This is a genomic window from Eubacterium sp. AF22-8LB (assembly GCF_003458715.1).
Lineage (GTDB): Bacteria > Bacillota_I > Bacilli_A > Erysipelotrichales > Erysipelotrichaceae > Holdemanella.
The window spans coordinates 14,720-34,886 of the sequence record NZ_QRVI01000002.1 but is presented as its reverse complement, the minus strand read 5'-3'; the positions used below and the strand labels follow the sequence as shown (position 1 = coordinate 34,886).

General features: G+C 36.4%; 17 protein-coding genes and 1 tRNA gene. 3 read left to right on the top strand and 15 right to left on the bottom strand.

Going from position 1 to position 20,167, the window contains the following annotated elements; translation table 11 throughout:
• Window positions 1–64 precede the first annotated feature (64 nt).
• On the top strand, window positions 65–898 hold the full coding sequence (locus DWY01_RS01090; protein ID WP_117992506.1) for an HAD family hydrolase: 834 nt from the start codon (window positions 65–67) through the stop codon (window positions 896–898).
• Window positions 899–1,022: 124 nt separating this feature from the next.
• On the opposite strand, the gene gltX is transcribed toward DWY01_RS01090, so the two are convergent.
• From gltX to DWY01_RS01060, 6 genes are read right to left on the bottom strand one after another with little or no spacing between them, the layout of a single operon-like run.
• Window positions 1,023–2,486 carry a glutamate--tRNA ligase gene (gltX, locus tag DWY01_RS01085; protein WP_117992505.1) on the bottom strand — a complete coding sequence of 488 codons (1,464 nt, stop codon included), beginning with the start codon at window positions 2,484–2,486 and terminating at the stop codon, window positions 1,023–1,025.
• A gap of 41 nt (window positions 2,487–2,527) precedes the next feature.
• Window positions 2,528–2,791, bottom strand: a complete 264-nt coding sequence (locus DWY01_RS01080) for a GIY-YIG nuclease family protein (RefSeq protein WP_199519817.1) — start codon at window positions 2,789–2,791, stop codon at window positions 2,528–2,530.
• Window positions 2,792–2,830: 39 nt separating this feature from the next.
• Window positions 2,831–3,694 carry a SpaA isopeptide-forming pilin-related protein gene (locus DWY01_RS01075; protein WP_117992504.1) on the bottom strand — a complete coding sequence of 288 codons (864 nt, stop codon included), beginning with the start codon at window positions 3,692–3,694 and terminating at the stop codon, window positions 2,831–2,833.
• Complete coding sequence (locus DWY01_RS01070; protein WP_117992503.1) at window positions 3,691–4,446, bottom strand: class C sortase; 756 nt, start codon at window positions 4,444–4,446, stop codon at window positions 3,691–3,693. Before DWY01_RS01070 ends, DWY01_RS01075 begins: the two co-directional genes overlap by 4 nt.
• Window positions 4,418–5,989 carry a SpaA isopeptide-forming pilin-related protein gene (locus tag DWY01_RS01065; RefSeq protein WP_117992502.1) on the bottom strand — a complete coding sequence of 524 codons (1,572 nt, stop codon included), beginning with the start codon at window positions 5,987–5,989 and terminating at the stop codon, window positions 4,418–4,420. Before DWY01_RS01065 ends, DWY01_RS01070 begins: the two co-directional genes overlap by 29 nt.
• Complete coding sequence (locus DWY01_RS01060; protein ID WP_117992501.1) at window positions 5,982–8,234, bottom strand: SpaA isopeptide-forming pilin-related protein; 2,253 nt, start codon at window positions 8,232–8,234, stop codon at window positions 5,982–5,984. Before DWY01_RS01060 ends, DWY01_RS01065 begins: the two co-directional genes overlap by 8 nt.
• A gap of 189 nt (window positions 8,235–8,423) precedes the next feature.
• Here DWY01_RS01060 and DWY01_RS01055 point away from each other — a divergent pair.
• A tRNA-Gln gene (locus DWY01_RS01055) sits at window positions 8,424–8,499 on the top strand.
• A 107-nt stretch (window positions 8,500–8,606) separates the two neighbouring features.
• On the opposite strand, the gene ftsZ is transcribed toward DWY01_RS01055, so the two are convergent.
• The 9 genes from ftsZ to mraZ all read right to left on the bottom strand — a co-directional run bounded on the left by ftsZ (window position 8,607) and on the right by mraZ (window position 18,386).
• On the bottom strand, window positions 8,607–9,716 hold the full coding sequence (gene ftsZ / locus DWY01_RS01050; protein ID WP_117992500.1) for a cell division protein FtsZ: 1,110 nt from the start codon (window positions 9,714–9,716) through the stop codon (window positions 8,607–8,609).
• A gap of 21 nt (window positions 9,717–9,737) precedes the next feature.
• On the bottom strand, window positions 9,738–10,997 hold the full coding sequence (locus DWY01_RS01045; protein ID WP_117992499.1) for a hypothetical protein: 1,260 nt from the start codon (window positions 10,995–10,997) through the stop codon (window positions 9,738–9,740).
• A gap of 103 nt (window positions 10,998–11,100) precedes the next feature.
• Window positions 11,101–11,646 (bottom strand): hypothetical protein, encoded by a 546-nt coding sequence (locus DWY01_RS01040; protein ID WP_117992498.1) that lies wholly within the window; start codon window positions 11,644–11,646, stop codon window positions 11,101–11,103.
• On the bottom strand, window positions 11,631–12,953 hold the full coding sequence (locus tag DWY01_RS01035) for a M18 family aminopeptidase (RefSeq protein ID WP_117992497.1): 1,323 nt from the start codon (window positions 12,951–12,953) through the stop codon (window positions 11,631–11,633). The genes DWY01_RS01040 and DWY01_RS01035 overlap by 16 nt, the downstream gene beginning before the upstream one ends.
• 54 nt (window positions 12,954–13,007) lie before the next feature.
• The gene (locus DWY01_RS01030) at window positions 13,008–14,426 is read right to left on the bottom strand and encodes an APC family permease (RefSeq protein WP_117992496.1); all 1,419 of its coding nucleotides are present in this window, start codon (window positions 14,424–14,426) and stop codon (window positions 13,008–13,010) included.
• Between the two features lie 104 nt (window positions 14,427–14,530).
• The gene (locus DWY01_RS01025; RefSeq protein WP_117992495.1) at window positions 14,531–16,723 is read right to left on the bottom strand and encodes a penicillin-binding protein; all 2,193 of its coding nucleotides are present in this window, start codon (window positions 16,721–16,723) and stop codon (window positions 14,531–14,533) included.
• A gap of 17 nt (window positions 16,724–16,740) precedes the next feature.
• Window positions 16,741–17,016 (bottom strand): hypothetical protein, encoded by a 276-nt coding sequence (locus tag DWY01_RS01020; protein ID WP_147332140.1) that lies wholly within the window; start codon window positions 17,014–17,016, stop codon window positions 16,741–16,743.
• 5 nt (window positions 17,017–17,021) lie between these two features.
• Window positions 17,022–17,948 carry a 16S rRNA (cytosine(1402)-N(4))-methyltransferase RsmH gene (gene rsmH, locus DWY01_RS01015; RefSeq protein ID WP_117992493.1) on the bottom strand — a complete coding sequence of 309 codons (927 nt, stop codon included), beginning with the start codon at window positions 17,946–17,948 and terminating at the stop codon, window positions 17,022–17,024.
• 6 nt (window positions 17,949–17,954) lie between these two features.
• Window positions 17,955–18,386 carry a division/cell wall cluster transcriptional repressor MraZ gene (mraZ, locus tag DWY01_RS01010; RefSeq protein ID WP_117992492.1) on the bottom strand — a complete coding sequence of 144 codons (432 nt, stop codon included), beginning with the start codon at window positions 18,384–18,386 and terminating at the stop codon, window positions 17,955–17,957.
• 237 nt (window positions 18,387–18,623) lie between these two features.
• Between mraZ and DWY01_RS01005 the strand changes: the two genes are divergently transcribed.
• Window positions 18,624–20,150 (top strand): L-lactate permease, encoded by a 1,527-nt coding sequence (locus DWY01_RS01005; protein ID WP_117992491.1) that lies wholly within the window; start codon window positions 18,624–18,626, stop codon window positions 20,148–20,150.
• Window positions 20,151–20,167 lie beyond the last annotated feature (17 nt).

Sequence of the window (20,167 nt, the reverse complement as noted above, 5' to 3'; positions counted from 1 at the left end):
TTAAATATTCATGTTTCTATTGTAGAATAAAAATGTTATTTCGTCCAATTTAGAGAGGTTAAAAATGAAACTTATATTTTTAGATGCCGATGGTACATTATTTCACCATGAAGGATACATTCCCAACAGTGCAATTGATGCATGTATTCAAGCTCAGAAGAATGGGCACAAAGTTATTTTGTGTACAGGAAGACAACGTATTGAAATCTTTGGGGATATGTTAAAAATTGACTATGATGCGATTATTGCAGGTAGTGGAGCTACCATTGAATGTGATCATGAAATTATTGAAGAAAATACTCTTTCAAAAGAAGAAAGTGAATATCTTACAAAGTACTTGTTAGATCGTAATATTCCTGCAAACTTTGAATCCAGCACAAAAATATATGCCAACCAATTTACTAAGGATACCATGTTAAAAAAGGTAGAAGAACAATGTAAAGGAAAGAGCGAAGAAGAAAAAGCCAAACACGGATTAACGATTCTTACAAATCAAATCACAGTTGTCGATAGTCTAGAAGGCTTAAGCTACAATAAGGTCTCTGTCATCGATAATGGCAAAACACCTTATAAAACAATTCAAGACGACTTATCGGATCGCTATGTCGTTATTCCAGCAACCTTTGCGCCATTAGGAAAAGAAAGTGGTGAAGTCACTTCCTTTCACATCAATAAGGCAACGGGAATGGATTCCGTTATTCGCTATTTTAATGCCGACATTAAAGATACCATTGCGATTGGGGATGGCTTTAATGATCTTCCTATGTTTGAAAAGGCACACTTAAGTGTAGCCATGGGCAATGCCCCACAGGAAATCAAAGATAAAGCAGATATAATCACAACATCTCTTGATGAAGATGGTGTATACAATGCCTTTAAAGAATTAAAGCTTATATAACCTAAAACTCCCATAAGGGAGTTTTGTTTTATCCAAATCAATCATGAAAAGATAAATTCCATGTTTCATACATGATGATCAACACAAGAAAAAACGCCTAGATTTCTCTAGACGCTTCGATTTCTTATTCTTCTACAATTTCACTTAAACGATCAATACCAACCTGGATACGACGCAATGTTTCATCTTTACCTAAGATAAACGCAATTTCAATCGCACCACCTGGAGTAAATTGTTTACCAGAAATAGCCGTACGGATTGGCCATAAAACTTGTCCATTCTTCATTTCTAATTCTTTAGGAAGAGCTAATAAACAATCATGCAACGCTTCCATGCTGTCCCAGTTATCAAATTGTTCTAATGCTTCCTTGCTCGCTTTTAAAGCCTTTAGTGCAACTTCTGGATTTGTCTTCATCTTTTTGTGACGATACATTTCTAAATCATAATCAACCAATGTATCAAAGAAATCAACACTCTCCTCAATTTGAGTCAAGATGTCAATACGAGGCTGAATAATCTTCGCAATTTCTTTTAAATCATATGGTCCATGTACTGCTTTTTCTAAGTATGGACGTACGGTTTCAAAATAAGTTGCTTCATCCATATTTCTTAAATATACACCGTTCATCCAAGTCAATTTATCAATGTCAAAAATAGCTGGTGACTTTGAAATACGGTGAATATTAAATACTTTGATCAATTCATCTAAAGTATAGATTTCCTGTTCTGTTTCTGGAGCCCATCCAAGAAGTGCGATATAGTTCATGATCGCATCTGGCAAATATCCCTTCGCAACTAAATCTTGGAAAGAAGCATCTCCGTTACGTTTTGATAATTTGTGGTGTTCATCCTTCATTACAGGAGGTACGTGAACATAGGTAGGTCTTTGCCATCCATATGCATCATAGATCAAGTTATATTTTGGTGTACTTGATAAATATTCATTTCCACGAACAACGTGAGAAATCTGCATCTGGTGATCATCAATGATGTTCGCAAAGTTGTATGTTGGATATCCATCGGATTTAATTAAGATTTGTTCATCCAATACATCCCCATCAACTTCGATACGACCATATACTTCATCATCAAAATATGTTTCTCCAACATTTTTGATTGTTTGACGAATAACATAAGGTTCACCCGCATCTAATTTAGCCTGTATTTCTTCAGCACTCAAGTGCTTACAAGGATCATTGAATTTAAAAGAAATACCTAAGCTTTCTGCTTCTTTTCTTTGAGCTTCAATTTCCTCTTCACTACAGAAACAATAGTGAGCTCCACCCAATTTAATTAATTCTTCAGCATAGCCTTTATACATAGGCAAACGTTCACTTTGAATATATGGACCAAAGTCTCCACCAATATCTGGTCCTTCATCCCAGTTTAAGCCACATTCCTTTAAAGTTTTATAAATAACATCTACAGCACCTTCTACTTGACGCTCTTGGTCAGTATCCTCGATACGTAATAAGAAGTCTCCACCTTCATGTTTGGCAATTAAAAATTCAAATAAAGCTGTACGCAAATTTCCAATGTGCATATAGCCAGTTGGACTCGGCGCAAAACGAGTTCTTGTTTTATTCATAGTTCATATCATCCTTTCGCTTTTAATATAATAATACGAAACTACTTTTCTTTCAATACACCACGAATCAAGTCTGCCTTTTCTTTTCGAGACATCTGCTTAATTTTATACTCTAACTTCAAGGCCGAAGACTTATCGGTACATTCCACATAGTATACAAGCTTACAAGGCCTTCTTGCCCTTGTATATTTGGCACCTTTACCTAAATTATGCATCTTCACGCGATTCATTACATTTGTCGTGTAACCCGTATAATAAGTAGAATCACTACACTCTAATATGTATACATATTGTCCTTTGATCATGAATTTATTTTAACACAAAAGTAAGGCAAATAAATCGCCTTACTTTCTAAGTTTCTTATTGATAAGATGTAAAATAATCACTAAAGCCACTAAGCCAAGTGTTACATATATATTTCCATGATATTCAATTCCTGTAGGTACATGAATCTTTTGATTTTCAAACATAAATATATTGGATTCTAGCTTTTCATTATCCACATACAATTCATGATCCTTTACCTCAACACACAACACCTTGTCTGATAAAACATAGCCGCTTGGTGCCTTAGTTTCCTTTACATACATCTTTTGATCACGCATCAACATCGAAATCGTACCATTTCCCTTATAGGTCTTAATTTCTTCTTTACAATCCTTATCCCTATAGCTCGTAAATTCAATCAAGTCTAAGATTTCCTTTTTTGTCTTGTGATCTACCTTTTTTAAAATCAACTTCTCAAAAGGACTATGCTTAGGATACACAACCACATGATACACTAGATCTTCTTCATCCCATTCTGGAACACTGACAACCATGGGCTGCATCGTTTCGTATTCATTCATATTTACTGGATCAATCAGATAAAAGCCATCCTCAACATCCATGAGCTGCGCTATTCCATTCTCATCTGTCCTACAGCGAATACCTTCATACTTTTTACTTTTTATTTCTTCGATCAATAGCTCCATTTCTTTTGCCTTTAAAACGCTGTTTAAATCGACATCGATATCTTCAAAGTCCTCATTCCAGACATAATATCCATCGACAAGCTTAGCAACCTGCACAATTTCAAACTCTACATTCTCTTTTGATAATTCATCCACCGAATCCTGCAATTCAATGGTAATTGAACCTAATTCACTAGCCTTCACAGGCAGAACACTACATAGAAGCATCATTAATATTAAACCAATTTTTTTCACTTTCTCACCACCTTAAAAACAATCCATAACACAAAAGGAAGCACTATAAAAAAGACCTCTCTTATTGAATACGATTTTCTTACCCTCTTTTTCTGCTTTTCATGCACTCGTTTTGCCTTAACCACCAACCTTTTGGTGTTGATTCCATAAGGCGTACATGTCACTAGACTTAAAAGATCTTGATTCTTTTCAATCTCTAGCTTTAACACTTCCTCCGGCTCTACCACAAATGAATCGATCACCTCATAGACTAATATTCTCTTACACACATGAAGATAGATACGATCCTTTTTCTTTAATTCATCCAACCTCGTAAATAGCTTGGCACTTGGAAGTCCTCTATGTCCTGTTAAAATACAATGCGAATTCTTTCCTCCTACAGGAAGACTTGTAAATTCAAAATGACCAATACCTGTATTCAATATTTCATCACTCGTTCCATGATATACAGCTAAATCTACATCAATGACAGGAATCTGAATTGTTGCCATGACAGAGGTCGAGGTATAGTTTAACATGTCATCATAGTCTTCCTTTTCCTTTCCTAAATAAAGATTTTCATTGTACAAACGAGACCTATTCAATTCTTGATCCAACCTTTTTTGACTTGTACGATCCTCCTTTTGATAGAAGCTTGAAATTACATTGTCCATATGACGTTGCGAATATACATTCAACAATATGGGCAACAAACAAATCAAAAATCCAACAAAAAATAAAATATTATTGATCTTTCTTTTTCTTAGAAACATACACCATGATTCCAGCTCCCGTAATCACACAGGCCAATGTGCCAAAAGAACCTGTCACAGGCATTTTCGAACCCGTTTGATTGATTACCTTTAAAGCAATACTCACATCCGACTGACTCGTATTTAAAGCTGTATCTAAGCTTGTTGCCTCTAGCTGAATCAAGCCCTCACCACCTGATGTATAGCTATTACGATCTTGTACAAACGTAGGTGTAATCTTAATTTCAATCGCTTCCTTTAATAATCGATATCCATCTGGCGCCTTGATTTCCTTTAAATAATACGTTCCCTGATCCAATCCATTGATAATAAAGGATCCATTACGATCAGAGACAATATCTTCATCTTGACTATTCGAAACAACATAGCCATAAACACCCTTCTTTAGCTTGACTTGATCCTGCAAATTCTTATCACGATATAGCTTGAAGGTTGCTCCCTCTAGCTTAACATCCTTCTCATTGGTCTTTAAACCATTAATGCGATAGGTATAGCACACAACACAATCCCATGGTGTACGTCCTCTTGAATCGCTTTGCGGATCATTTGAGAAGTTTAATCGCACCTTGTTCTCAAATCCTTGATTACTTGGTTTATTGGCCGCCCGATCATTTAAATACGCATCATACGTCAAAAGAATGGGATCATCCTTATTGATTTTAGAGAGACTTTTTAAATTATTAAATTTGATCTTAAAACCATTCACCGTTGTCATAACCGTATAAAGATCTTTATCAATGATCTGATCCTTGATCTTAACCTGAATCGTATTCTCTTTGAAGGACAATGCCTGGTCCATCTCATCCTCAAATTCAAAATAATATGTCTTATAGCCACTCATATCTGGAACTCTTGTCTCATATTTATATTGAATATTTTGACTGATCTCAAAATCTGCGATATCATTCCACCCAATAGTATTATCATCCTCATAAATCTTCTTAATAATACTAGGATAATCCGACTTAATTTGAAGTGTTGCCTTTGGACTTGCCGTATTCACCATAGTCAATGAACTGGCCGTATGCATATTCGATACATTGGTTACTTCATCAATCAAATAAAAGCCATAATCCAATTTATCAAGCGTAATATTTCCATTCACATCACAAGAGGTCACATGTACCACATTGGCATCTAACGAAGAAATCGCCTTTTGAATCGTTTCAATAAATGTTCGATATTCACTTTGATTTCCGTCTGTATTTAAAGACATCATGTAGTCCACACAATCTTGATCATCCACATTTCGACTCAACTTTTGACTTACCACATCCTTCATTTTCGATGCGTATGTCGCATTTAATGTATAGTGATACGAACTATTATCACTGGATGTCTTCACATCAAATAGCTTATATACGCGAAATGACTTTCCACTTAAAGACTGATTCGCATTGGCCTGTAGTACAATACTTGCACTTCCCTCATTAAAGGATGCCATGCCATTCACAACCTCTACACTGTTGTCACTTGCGTGTACTGGCGTTGTGACTAGTGCCAACATCAATAATCCTGTATATATTACATTTCTTTTATTCATTTTTACTCCTCTTAATTCCTATGTACATCATTCCTATTCCTAGTAAAACTAACATCAAAGTCTTATTTGAACCCGTATGTGGAAGCTTCGTCATTTTTTGATTCACAAACTCCACTTCAACCTTGCCATCCACATAAAAGCCATCCACCTTTTTTTGGTTGATATAGACATCATATTGTCCATTGACAGGTACAAAATCCGTGTTTAAACAATAAACATCCTTATTTTTCTGATACCCACTCGGTGCCTTGATTTCCTTAATGTAGTACATCTCTTTATTCTTTAAATTCTCAAATTGTACAACCCCATCCTTCGTTGTCTTTTGTTCGATACAATCTGTACATTCCTTATCCTTAAACAATCCAAATACAGCTCCATCCAATAACTGTTGCGCCTCATTTTTCTTCACAATTTTTAACGAGTATGGACGAACCTTATTTTCAACACGAATGATCGAATCCAAGCCTGAAATCGAACCATCTTCTAATACAACAAACTCTATTGGCTTGATATCTAAGACATAGCCATCCAAAGTTTTAAATTCCTCCAACGTATGTTTGCCTTTTGATAATCCAACCAATTCAATTTCACCCTTTTCATTGGTTGTTTCTTCAAACGGAAATGGAAAGCTTTCCATCGTATGTTTAAACTTAACGCCAGACAATCCTATATCTGTACCTTCCTGCACTTTGACAAGCTTAATTCGATTCACTTTGTCTTCTACAGAAAACGATTTAAATACATCAATATGCGCTGATTGACTATTCTTTGTATCCAGCTTTTGAATATAGATGCGTGTATCTAATAAATAGCCCTGTGGAGGACGTACTTCCTTTACGGTAATCGTTCCTAGTGGTAAACAAATCTTTCCATCAAGATCCTTATAGAAGTCATCGCCACTTACTTTATAGCTATCATTCATTAAGATCTGACCCGTTTTATCTGTTTTTAAAACCCATGTTTTCAATGGCTTTTGATTCTTTGTGGCAGGATCTTCATCATATAAACCGCCATAGAATTTAAATTCATAATGCGCATCCTTTAAACTACCAGTTCCCTGCGGCTTGTCCCCTGTCTTTTCATCCCTTTTCTTTAAAACCAAAGACACTAAATTAGACTGTGGCACATCCTGCACCTGTACTTCAACCGTTTGGTTTTCCTTCACTTCTAGCGAATACACATTCGTATCCAAAACATAGCCATAAGGAGCTGAAACTTCCTTTACATAGTAAGTTTGAAGGTTTAGATTGGATACCACATTCGAATTGCCATTTTCATCTACAATCAAATCGGCAATTTTATCCTTACAGCTAGAATCCGTAAACAAGCCATACTTTGCGCCTTTTAAAGAATACATAGAATTGTTTTGAATCATACTTTCTAAACTACTACACTTCTTTAATTGCACAGAACCCTTTGGAACATGTACCCCATACGTTAACTTTTGAATCGGTTTATTTACGCCCTGCCAGTTATTAGCACTGCCCGCAATATCTACCATATATGCTTGATAGTCCTTAGGCTCTGGCTTTGATAGAATCTCATTCCAAAGTCCATTTACAGTCGTTTTCCAGTGATAGCCATTGTGTGCTTCCTTACTGACACAAGTTCCGCAAAAGGCATTGGAAACAAGCTCATCCGTTAATACAACTGCCCCACTTTCCCCAAAACGTGCTGTTAATATGTCGCCAGGTCCGTTATATCCATAATATAAACACTTTCTAAGATTGACATTATCGACAGTATATGGAGCCGATGTTGGATCTCCTGCATTTGGCTGGGCATTTAAGCCCTCTGCACAAAACGCATAGTGCGAATTGGATAGCTGCCAAAGTCCATTCGGAATCACATATCCGTTCTTATCTTCAAAACGATGATGAATCAGTTTCGCAACAGTGTTTGCGCGTGGCAGAGTGAATAATGCAACATCGCTATACCCTGCGCTATAACGATCTAAAATCATCAATCCATTATGAATTAAATAGGCATCGGCGTATTGTGTGTAGAAAGCTTCATCTAAAAAATAATCTGAATCACAATAGTCAACTAATCCATATTCTTCTGCCTTACTTTTACGTATTGCGATAAATTCATCACTATTGATATTTCCCTTTTTATATTCCTGCATCATCTGCCTTTCTGTATCACTCAATCCATTCACACCAAGATCTTGTCCATGAACGATTGTCAAAGATAGAAGAAATACCATAAGAATACTCATACATATATAAATCTTCTTTTTCATCCTTTCACCTCCTGTTTATATACTCTTTTCTTCTCACCTACTATTCTGACAATCCAATGTGAAAAAGACATTAACTCTAAGCATTTTCTTACGATTGCACCTATCTGATCTAATACAGAAAAAAACAAGTGTTTTAGATAAAAAACACTTGCCAAGAAGTAGTCTTTAGTGTATTATAAATAGGCACATTGGGGTATAGCCAAGCGGTAAGGCATCAGACTCTGAATCTGACATTTCCTTGGTTCGAATCCAAGTACCCCAGCCATGCCTATTGCAGAGGAGAAATCCTCTGTTTTTTTTATTCTATGAAACCATTTCTTAATATATTAAAAAAGAGCAAGTCATTTTTTGACTTGCTCAAATTTTTATTTATTAGCGGTTGAAGAAGAAGTTAGGAATTTGTTCGTCTTCACTTGTGTTATTTTCAACACTTGTTACAACACCAGGATTGACTGGTGATTGAATTTTAGGTTCTGTAAACAATGCATCGTTTGCGACTTGTTTTACAACAGGTTCACTACGTCTTTTACGTTGTTTTTCTTTTGGTTCTTCAAATCCAGTAGCAATTACTGTAACGATGATTGCATCACCTAATTGTTCATTGATTGCGATACCGAAAATGCAGTCAACATCTCCACCAGCTGCATCTTGGATAACAGCTACAGCGTTTTGTGCATCGAATAAAGATACTTTATCGCCACCAGTAATGTTTACGATAGCTGATTTAGCACCAGAAATTTGTGCTTCCAATAATGGTGATTGAATTGCTTTTTCAGCAGCAGAGATAGCTTTGTCTTCTCCTTCTGCCATACCAATACCGATTAAAGCACGTCCTTGGTTTTGCATAACGCTACGAACGTCAGCAAAGTCTAAGTTTACTAATGCTGGAACGGCAATTAAATCAGAGATAGTCTGAACACCTTGGCGTAATACGTTGTCAGCAGCTTGGAAAGCTTCTTCGATTGGTTTACGTCCAATTACATCTAATAAGTTGTCATTTGATACAATAATCAATGAATCAACATATTTTTTCAATTCTTCAATACCGTCTTTTGCATTGTTTGCACGACGACGACCTTCAAAAGTGAATGGGCGAGTTACAACAGCAACTGTTAAAGCACCTTCTTCTTTAGCAATCTTAGCGATTAATGGAGCAGCACCTGTACCTGTTCCACCACCCATACCAGCAGTGATAAATACCATGTCGCTTCCTTTTACAGATTCGCGGATCTCTCCTTCACTTTCTTCAGCAGCTTTACGTCCATATTCAGGATTTCCACCAGCACCTAAACCTTTAGTTGTTTCTTTTCCTAAAACAATTTTATTGTCACAAGGAGAATTTTTCATTACTTGTACATCTGTGTTGCAGATATAGAAATCTACACCTTTAACACCATCAGCAACCATGCGGTTTACAGCGTTGGATCCACCACCACCAACACCAAATACTTTAATATTTGCTACTTGATTAAATTCAGTCATATAATTTTCTTCCTCTCTTTGTTATTCTTCTTCTGCTAAAATAGCATTCTTTAGTTTCTTTGTAAATCCACCCTCATCTGTATGAGCCTTTTGATTGATTGCATCGATACTTGCTTCTAATTCATTATTATTAGCACTGATTCGATCATCATGGTGAATACGATTGATATCCTGCCAAGCATAGGCCATACCTAAGCCACAAACAAATGCACCATCTCTAGCACCGATTGCCTGTTCCTGATAAATCATTGCACTGGCATTGAAAGATTTATCTAAATCCTTCAATACAGGAATATTGCTTCCTTGTCCTGTAATGACATATCTTGATTTTCCTTGTCGAACAATTGGCAAACAAGCATCATTAACAGCTTGAATCCATTGACGAATACGAGGCAAACAAGCCTTAGCCAATTCATTTGCAGTGATTTCGACACGCATATCTTCTCTTTGTTCAATATAAATGATCACATCACTGTTTTCATCTTCCTGACCAGAGAAAATATTCTGTAGCAATCTATAACAAACATCATCCGTTAACTTATATTTTCTTTGGATTTCTTCAATGAACCATAAGTATCCATATTCCAAAGTTGTACAAGTCATTAAACGCCCTGTACTAAATAAAGCTAAAGTAGAATGATTTTGTTCCAAATCAATCTGAATTGTTACTCTTTCTGTACTTTGCGCTAATGCCGCTGTTTCTTGACCAATCGCAAAAGAATCTAGACAAAGATCTAGGATTTCTAGATTTGCCTGTTCTACACAACGTGCATAGGAATAGATTGTTTCTTTATCTGCATACAATAAATCCACATCCATAATGAAATCTTCACATTCCTGATTTAATGGAAGCTTTTGACTTACATTTCCATTCACTTCATAAGTCACCTTATTGGCATTGACAAATTCTACATCTTCATTCAATCGTTTTTGAATGGCATTTTTATAGCCTTGCTGAATATGGAACAAACGAATATTCTTTGTACCATCTTCAATCTGTACGCGTACCTTTTGTGAGCTACGCATAACATTTACACTAGGAACAGCTAACAATACGCGCTCAATTCGGTATCCTAAAGCTGCCTGTGCATTCGTTATAGCTTGACGAATGGCTGTAACAATAGCACTTTCATCGACAATCTTTTGTTTTTTATCTACACCTGAACAAGCAACTCGCTCTGTTCTTAAAACGTTGTAACGAGCTTCAAATATCTCTAAAACGATAAGACGAATCTCTTGATCAGCAATTTCGATAGCCGCATAAACTCTTTTCTTACTCATTCGACGTCTCCTTTTACATACTACTAGACAATAATACCATAATTGAATTAAAAATAGAAGATTCTCTTTTTAAATTCCACAATGAAAAAGGGCAGACACAAGCCTACCCTTCTAATTTTTCAAATGCCTTTTCCCTAAATCTTTTCTTACACAAATAATAGTCCACAATCAGAATTACTAATGAAAAATCAACCTGTACAGGAAAAGATATTTTAAATAATATACATAAAATTAAAGATAAAACATCCAAATAGATAAAGTCACGAACCAAATCATAACGCTTTAACGTTCGATATTTCGTTCTCACATTCATAAACGCAAACACAAAAGCTGCACACCCAATAATCGCATCAATACTAAAGTTGACCATAAACTTTTGCGTAAGAACCGCCTTAAAAAAGAACAACGTCAATGTTACGCTCATCACAAGCATCATGTTACAAATCTTTAGCTTTTCATCATCACGAACCACCATTTTTTCCGCGTGCTTCTTAAATGATGAGCTCTTAGAAAACTGACGATATAAACGATCAACCTTCTTATCGAAATCATCCTCTTTTTTATTCTGAATGATTTCAATCATTAACTCCTTTTTGGCCTCGATCAAATCTGACTTTTCTATTCTTTGAATGATTACTTCTCTAGACATACAGATTCAGCTTCTTCAATCTGCACATTTGTTTCATAGAATTCCTTTAATGCGATAATCGCATATTCAGTATCCTTAACACCGGCAGTTTCAAAACAAGAATGCATCGCAAGCTGAGCCAAACCAAAGTCTACCGCATGAACACTTACCTGTGTATTTGACAAGTTACCCAATGTTGAACCACCTAAAATATCGGAACGATTCGCAAAGCTTTGTACTGGAACATTTACATTTTGACAAATACCTGTAAATAGAGCACGACTAAACGCATCGGTTGTATATTTCTGGTTTGCACTTTCCTTAATGACAATACCACCATTCATAGTCACATAGTTAACGGCATCTGTCTTTTCAGAATGATTTGGATGTAGGGCATGCGCATTATCACAGCTAACTAAGAAAGTCTTCGCGATAGCTTGATAGTATTCTTCTTCTGATTTACCTAAACCATTGTTGATACGGTGTAATACATCCTTTAAGAATGTAGACATAGCACCTTGTTTTGTGTTAGATCCCACTTCTTCATTATCGAAGCAGCAATACACATTGACACTCTTTTCATTTTTAGCTTCCATAAATGCCTTTAATGAAACGAATGCACATTGTAAGTCATCCAATTTAGGACTTGAAACAAACTCATTTTCATAACCCCAAACCAATCCTTTTTGACGGTTCACCAAGAATAAATCTTTACCCAAGATATCCTTGACATCCACACCTAATTCATCCGCAACCATCTTGTCAAAAGCACCTTTTTTCAAAGCACCACAAGAGAACATTGGACACAAATCGATTTGACGATTATATTTATAACCATTATTTACTTCACGATTGAAGTGGATAGCCACATTTGGAATCATTAAAATATCCTTATCGATATATAATAATTTAGATTCAATCTTAGAACCATTTCTTACAAGGACACGACCTGCAACTGTTAATGGACGATCAAACCAAGTATTATCGATCATACCACCATAAGCTTCAACATCAAGACGTAAGTATTCTTTTGGTCCTTCTAACTCAGGTACACTTTTAACCTTGTATGTAGGTGAATCTGAGTGACTTGCACACATTTGGAAGTGATAAGAATCTAAATCCTTTCCCACCTTAAATGCGATCAAGCTTGAGTGGTTACGAATTGTATAATATTTTCCACCCGCCTTGACATCCCAAACTTTTGATTCTGGAAGATAAGTAAATCCATCTTCCTCTAAGTATGTACGAATTGTTTTGATTGAATGGAACATACTTGGACTTGATTCAATAAATTGAATTAATTCATTTGAAATTTCTACTGTATTCATTATAAAAACATCTCCTCAACTATTATTATCTACAAATATGAAGAAAAGGCAAAATTAATTTTTTGCCTCTTTTTTCTTGATTGCTGGTAAAATCAATCCTAATGCTGTTAAAACAACTGGAGTGATAACATTTAAGAATGTTGTGTACATATCGCCAGCCTTGTACATACCTAACAAGCAGCAAGCTGCTGTTAATACAAAGCACCATGCACCAAACACAATCGCAACTGTGTTATTCTTCACAAACTTATAATCACGGTGGAATAAATCTGTTTTCTTACGCAACATAACATAAGCGAAGAATACCCATAAGTAACGCATTGGCATTGTTACAGAGTTTAACTGAGTTAACTGACGAAGTACTGTATCTGCATTTGGAACTAAAGCCTGAGCCAAGATGATTGCACCTGCCAAGATATCAACCATGATGATACCATTTGAATAAGCACCTGCATCATTTTTGTGTAATAACTTACTTGGAATATATTGACGAGCATCTTCGTTGTCTAATAACATTCGTAATGGAGCATCAATACTAATGACTAATGTAGAGAATTGTCCGATACAGTTACATGCTGCATAAACAATCATCAATACATTACCCATACCATAATATTCACCTAATCTTTGGAATGCCCAATAAGAACCATTCGCATTGTATGAATCAAAGTTTGCATCGATTACAGCTGGATCAAACATCATACCCATAGCGATTGTACCAAAGATAGCACAGATGATAACCATGATAGCTGCAAAGATCATACTCTTAGGGAATCCTCTTGATGGATCTTCTACTTTATTTACATAAGGTGAAATTTTTTCACATCCACCAACCGCAAATACTAAGATTGACAATGAACTGAAATATTTCCAGTCAAATGTTGGAATCAAGTTTTTGAAGCTGAAGTCCGGAGTTAAATATCCACCGCTTGGATTAATAGCTGGAGCCGCAAACATCATTACAATATAAAGAATACTCATAACGAACATACTTGTTCCTGCAATTGTAGCCATTTTCTTTAATGGGTTTAAACCACGACTAGCTACATAACTGAATACTAACAATACAGCTAATGTCGCAAACTGAACAGCTTTTGTGTTAAAAGATGCATAAGTTTCTGAGTTTTGGAAAATCATCCAGCTTAATGCTTTCAAACCACCAGAACCCTTTGAAGCAATGTACGTAATGTGACATGCCCAATAAGTCCAACCTGCATAGTATGCAGCCTTAGGACCTGTTGTTTCGTGAATCCAAGAACTTACACCTCCACCTGAATTTTTAAATGCTGAACCTAACTCACCTACCATTAATGCATAAGGTATGAAGTAAAGCACAAACATCAAAATCCAAGAAAAGATAACTTGAATTCCGTTGAAGTACATAAATCCGTTTAGTACGTTTCCAAATCCCCAAAGTGTAGAAAAGCACATAAACGCAAGTGTGTACCACTTCATTTTTTGTGAATCATTCATTTTTACTCTCTCCTTTTTCACTGTAATTTAATTGTGACAAATATATCATTTCTTGTCAATATATATTACATTTGTCATGAATAGAAAAAGAGCATCGCTGCTCTTTACTCTAATGTTAATTCAATTTTTGTGTCCGTTGAAATCGTTGTTCCCTCTTCCACATTTTGACTGGTTACCTTACCATACCCATTCGTTTTGATACTAATACCCGTCAATTGCCAGAATACCGTAAGATCCTTGCGCGTCCACCCCGTCATATTTGGCATGCTGATCTTCGAACCATTTGTCAATACAAATACACGATCATTCGAATTGATTGTCACATTCGCATTTGGATATTGACTCGTTACACTATTTCCATCTCCAATAACTTCATAATGCACCTTTTTATCCTTCATCTTCTCATATGCATAATCCACTGTATGATTCACTAGACTTGGCATCTTGTACGTTTCCCAGCTTTCATACGCATCCTGCGTTTCATTGGTTGGATTAGTCGAAATACCATAGGTTTGAATTGTATCACGCATAATTTTTTTAAATGGTTCTGCTGAATACCCCGTGATATTCGTTGAAACCAAGCCATAATAAACCATGACCTTAGGATCATCCGCAGGAGCGGCCGCCATAATACTCGAAGTATGATAATACTCATCATATTGACCTTGATCCTGATTATAAATCTGACCTGTACCTGTTTTCATCAATAGATCAATACCATCCACTTTAAAACGTTCACCACTCGCACCATCATCTGTAACGTGCGACATCAATTCCTGCACTTCTTTAGCTGTCTGTGCAGAAATCGGCGTACCTACAGCCTTTTTCTTATACTTTTTGATCACATTACCCGTATCACTATCCACAATTGAATCAATCACATAAGGACGTACCATCGTACCATCATTAAAGATTGACGTATAGGCTTGACATAATTGTAAAGCTGTAATTGAACTTGCCTGACCAAAACCAGTCGATAGATAATCAGTTGGCAAGCCAATATTTTTAACTCCCAAAGACTGATCTACATAAGGCGTATCCACATGTTGAAAGAAGCCAAACTTATCAAGATATTCACTAAATTGATTGTAGTTGATATAGTTTGCCAAAAGCTCACAAATACCTACGTTACTTGAAAAGGCTAAACCTTTATCGAAGGTAATATCCCCAAAGTTAGCCCCCAAAGCATCTCCAATATATGGATATGGTGTTTTGGTACCATTTGGAACACGCACAATTTTTCCTGTATTTGCATCATAGTCATACCAAAACTGATACGCTGTAAAAGTCTTATTATAAGGATACACATTTGTATCTATCGCTGTCGCATACGTAAATGGCTTCATTACCGAACCACACTCGTATGTACTTGTAGAAATCGCATCTTGATAGCTAGGAATTTCCTTATGTTCATTCTGATCAAAAGTAGGATAGCTGGCCCAAGCTAAGACCTTACCCGTTTCTACTTCCATCACTAGACACCATGCCGACTTGGCCTTTTCATTATCCATTGTCTTTTGAAGCTGGGTTTCCACTGTCGACTGCAAGCTTGAATCCAACGTTAAGACAACATCATTTCCATTTTCAGCCTGTTCAATGACCTTCGTCGTTCCTGGAAGCTTAGAGCCATCCACCGTCTGCTGATATTGTTCCTTTCCATCTTTTCCTTTTAACAACTCATTTAAAGATAATTCGAGCCCTAATTTTCCAATAATCGACTGCTTATCCTCATCATAAGCAGCAAAACCAATTAAGTTTGATGAATATGGCGTTGCCGGATAATAACGACTCACTGCATCAATAAAACCAATCCCTGGAATATTGAGCTTCTTAATTTTCTTCATCGTTGATTTTTTAATACGCTTTGTCCCCGCACCCAATTCCGTCTGTGATTTGCCCGACTTTTTAGCTGCCTTCATAATTTTAATTAGCGCCTTCTCATTGACCTCATCCCCAAGAACACTCTTTAGTTTTTTAGCCGTCGCCTTAACATTTTTAACATAGTTTGGATTTCCATTGATATCCACTACACCCTTGTCTAAATATGCAACAATCGTATAGGCCGTTGTTTGTTGCGCAATAACTGTATTATTACGATCATAAATAGTTCCACGTTTCGCCGTGATTTTTTTAGTGACAATACTAGAAGCGATACGTGGATCTAAGACATTTTTTTGTGACCATATATGCTTATGAGAGAACATAGTGAAAAGAACACTAGCAATTACTAATGTTCCAATTAATGTCATTCTCAATATCATTTTTAACAGTTCTTTATTACTTTTGCGAACTGACATTTACATCACCACTCCATCTAGTCATCCATTACATATATATTATTTTCATTATCCGATACTTGATTGTCAAGCATTCCAAGTAATCTTCCCTTTTCCTGTAATGTATTGACCTCGTTTTGAAGTTCCTCAACGGTTTGTTCTTTTTTAGCTATCTCCTGACTCAATTGGTCCTCTTCCATAGAAAGTGAGATATTCCAAGAATTCACACATGTTTTTGATACGCAGTAGAAGACCGCAGATAATGCAAGCAAAGTTGAAACAAGTATTCTTGTTAATCTAAAACTTCTTTGCATATGCATCATCCTTTCTTTTCTATCCCTCTTAGTTTTGCGCTATGCGCACGATTATTATTTTCTAATTCTTCACTACTTGCTAAAACCGGTTTTCGATTCACCAGCTGATATTCTAAATTTTCTGTCCCCACTTGTGGAAGCCGCTTATTAACTTTTTTAGCTACGGCTACCTCTTTAAAAATCTCTTTTACAATTCGATCCTCTAAAGAATGAAATGTAATAACAGCCATTCGTCCATGTGGCTTCAACATGGTTAAGCCATCCTGTAAAACTGTTTCTAGCTGCTCTAATTCATGATTTACTTCAATACGAATCGCCTGGAAAGTCTGCTTTGCCGGATGTCCTTTTTTACGTAAAACAGCTTGTGGAAGTGCCGACTTAATGACATCTACAAGTTCAAATGTCGTTTCAATCGGTGCATTCTCACGTGCCTTTACAATTCTATCGGCAATCTTGACCGCAAACGGCTCTTCGCCATAACGTTTTAAAATACGAATCAAATCTTCCTTATCATACGTATTGACAACTTTATATGCATCCAAATCCTGTGATTGATCCATACGCATATCCAGTCTTGCATTCATACGATAGCTAAACCCCCTTTGGCCATCGTCAAATTGCGGACTTGATACACCCAGATCCATAAAGATACCATCGACTTTGTCGACACCTCTTTGGGCAAGCTCACGCTTTAAATTTTCAAAAGGAGAATGAATCACGGTAAAATTTTCTCCAATCGCCTTTAAACGCGGCATACTTTCATCAATCGCATTTTGATCACAATCAAACGCATATAAATGTCCAGATTTTAAACGTTTCAAGATTTCACTACTGTGCCCCCCTCTGCCCAGTGTGCAATCCACATAAATTCCATCTTCTTTTATGTTCAGCATTTCAATTGATTCATTCAACAATACACTAATATGTTCCATTCATTATTACCCCATGATTTCTGATAAGTGTTCAGCTGCTTCTTCAAAAGATGCACTCTGTTCTTCTTCCAATACTTCCCAACGTTCTTTCGACCATATCTCTAAATGATTCGCAACGCCAATAATCAAACATTCTTTTTCAAGTCCAGCCAAGGCAATTAAAGAGGATGGAATCAAAATACGTCCCTGACTGTCCATTTCACATTCCGCAGCTTTAGACAACATCATACGCTGATACATTCGCGCATCTTTATTTGTCGAAGGCAAAGTTGATAGTTTTTGATACACTTGCTGCCACTGCTCTACCGTATATACATACAGGCATCCATCAAGTCCTCGGTTTACGACAACATGTTCACCTAGTTCCTCGCGAAACTTCGCTGGCATGATCAATCGCCCCTTACGATCGATGTTATGCGCATATTCCCCCATGAACATGTGTCTTCACCCCCCACTCTATGACACGATATGCTACTTTGTACCACTATAATACATCATTAAGCTAAAAAACTCCATAAAATAATGAAATTTGTTCTGCTTTTTTTAAATCTTTAGTTATCATCAAAATAACCACTCATTTGCTAACTTGAAACGCTTACATCCCTATTTTTAGCGATTTCTTTTGACAATCATTCTCACTTTGATATAATTCCCACGTATATAGGGAGAGATGATATGAATTTTATCTATTTTATTCTGGGACTATGTCCCATTTTGTGGCTGATATTTGCGCTAACCGTATTAAACTGGCCCACATATAAAGCTGCATTTGGATCTTTATTAATTTCTGCACTTTTATCCATCGCAATCTGGCAACAAAGCTTTCTAAATACTTTTACAGCTGCCTGCGAAGGATTCTTGATGGCTTTATGGCCTATTATCGTTGTCATTATCGCAGCCGTATTTACATATAATTTATCTTTACGTACACGCGGTATGGAAATCATTAAACAAATGATTACCAGTGTCTCAAGTGATAAACGAATCTTAGTATTACTTGTCGCATGGTGCTTTGGAGGCTTTATGGAAGGAATGGCCGGATTTGGAACTGCGATTGCGATTCCTGCAAGCATGCTTGTGGCATTAGGCTTTAACCCATTATTTTCATGCTTAGTATGTTTAATTGCCAATGGCGTACCCACTCCATTTGGTTCCATCGGAATTCCAACTGTCACACTAGCTAACTTAGTCGGACTTGAAAATACACAGCTTGCCTTTACCCAAACCTTACAACTCGCTCCATTCATGATCCTATGTCCATTCTTGATTGTCATGGCAACTGGAAAGGGCTTTAAAGCATTAAAAGGCGTCACACTTGTCACGCTTGTTTCTGGATTGAGCTTCTTAATTCCACAAATGATCGTCGCTAAATTTGTCGGCGCTGAGTTATGTGTTGTGGTAGGAAGTGTTTGTTCTTTATTATGTACAATTCTTTTAGGATCAAAGGTAAAACCAGAACCTGAATACAAAATGCAACTAGAGGCACATGAAAAAATCACAGCTTCTAAGGCATTAAAGGCATGGTCACCTTTTATCTTTATCTTTATTTTCTTATTATCAACATCTAAACTCGTAATGCCAGTCAACACATACTTATCAAAGTTTGCGACAAGCACTACAATCTATACGGGAGACAATCCAAGTACAATGACATTTACATGGATCAACACACCAGGTGTATGGATCTTCTTATCCGCTATTTTAGGTGGATTGATTCAAAAAGCTACTTTTAGAGATTTTAAAGTTGTATTTGTCGCAACATTGAAACAAATGTCACAAACCATTATTACAATGCTATGTGTATTAGGATGTGCCAAAATTATGGGATATGCTGGAATGATTGCTTCCATTGCTTCCTTTGCAATTGCGATTACAGGTAGCTTCTATCCATTCTTTGCACCATGGATTGGATGTCTTGGAACATTTGTGACAGGATCTGGAACAAGTTCTGGTGTACTATTTGGTGCCGTACAAGAAAGTGCAGCACAAAGTCTACAGGCTGAGCCATATTGGATTGTCGCATTAAACTCACTTGGTGTTGCTGCTGGTAAAATGCTTTCACCACAATCGATTGCTATCGCATTAAGCAGTGTTGATGGACAAGGACAGGATTCAAAATTATTATCGATAATCTTACCTTATGGTGTCGGTTTTATTATCGCAATGAGCTTTGTTGCTTACTTCGGACAAATGATTTTCTAAAAAAAAAACAGGCTTAA

Excerpts from the sequence above, each read along its gene's own strand:
- DWY01_RS01090 (WP_117992506.1), top strand. The coding sequence starts at position 65 with ATGAAACTTATATTTTTAGATGCCGATGGTACATTATTTCACCATGAA.
- gltX (WP_117992505.1), bottom strand. The coding sequence starts at position 2,486 with ATGAATAAAACAAGAACTCGTTTTGCGCCGAGTCCAACTGGCTATATG.
- DWY01_RS01080 (WP_199519817.1), bottom strand. The coding sequence starts at position 2,791 with ATGATCAAAGGACAATATGTATACATATTAGAGTGTAGTGATTCTACT.
- DWY01_RS01070 (WP_117992503.1), bottom strand. The coding sequence starts at position 4,446 with ATGTTTCTAAGAAAAAGAAAGATCAATAATATTTTATTTTTTGTTGGA.
- DWY01_RS01065 (WP_117992502.1), bottom strand. The coding sequence starts at position 5,989 with ATGAATAAAAGAAATGTAATATATACAGGATTATTGATGTTGGCACTA.
- DWY01_RS01060 (WP_117992501.1), bottom strand. The coding sequence starts at position 8,234 with ATGAAAAAGAAGATTTATATATGTATGAGTATTCTTATGGTATTTCTT.
- ftsZ (WP_117992500.1), bottom strand. The coding sequence starts at position 9,716 with ATGACTGAATTTAATCAAGTAGCAAATATTAAAGTATTTGGTGTTGGT.
- DWY01_RS01045 (WP_117992499.1), bottom strand. The coding sequence starts at position 10,997 with ATGAGTAAGAAAAGAGTTTATGCGGCTATCGAAATTGCTGATCAAGAG.
- DWY01_RS01040 (WP_117992498.1), bottom strand. The coding sequence starts at position 11,646 with ATGTCTAGAGAAGTAATCATTCAAAGAATAGAAAAGTCAGATTTGATC.
- DWY01_RS01035 (WP_117992497.1), bottom strand. The coding sequence starts at position 12,953 with ATGAATACAGTAGAAATTTCAAATGAATTAATTCAATTTATTGAATCA.
- DWY01_RS01030 (WP_117992496.1), bottom strand. The coding sequence starts at position 14,426 with ATGAATGATTCACAAAAAATGAAGTGGTACACACTTGCGTTTATGTGC.
- DWY01_RS01025 (WP_117992495.1), bottom strand. The coding sequence starts at position 16,723 with ATGTCAGTTCGCAAAAGTAATAAAGAACTGTTAAAAATGATATTGAGA.
- DWY01_RS01020 (WP_147332140.1), bottom strand. The coding sequence starts at position 17,016 with ATGCAAAGAAGTTTTAGATTAACAAGAATACTTGTTTCAACTTTGCTT.
- rsmH (WP_117992493.1), bottom strand. The coding sequence starts at position 17,948 with ATGGAACATATTAGTGTATTGTTGAATGAATCAATTGAAATGCTGAAC.
- mraZ (WP_117992492.1), bottom strand. The coding sequence starts at position 18,386 with ATGTTCATGGGGGAATATGCGCATAACATCGATCGTAAGGGGCGATTG.
- DWY01_RS01005 (WP_117992491.1), top strand. The coding sequence starts at position 18,624 with ATGAATTTTATCTATTTTATTCTGGGACTATGTCCCATTTTGTGGCTG.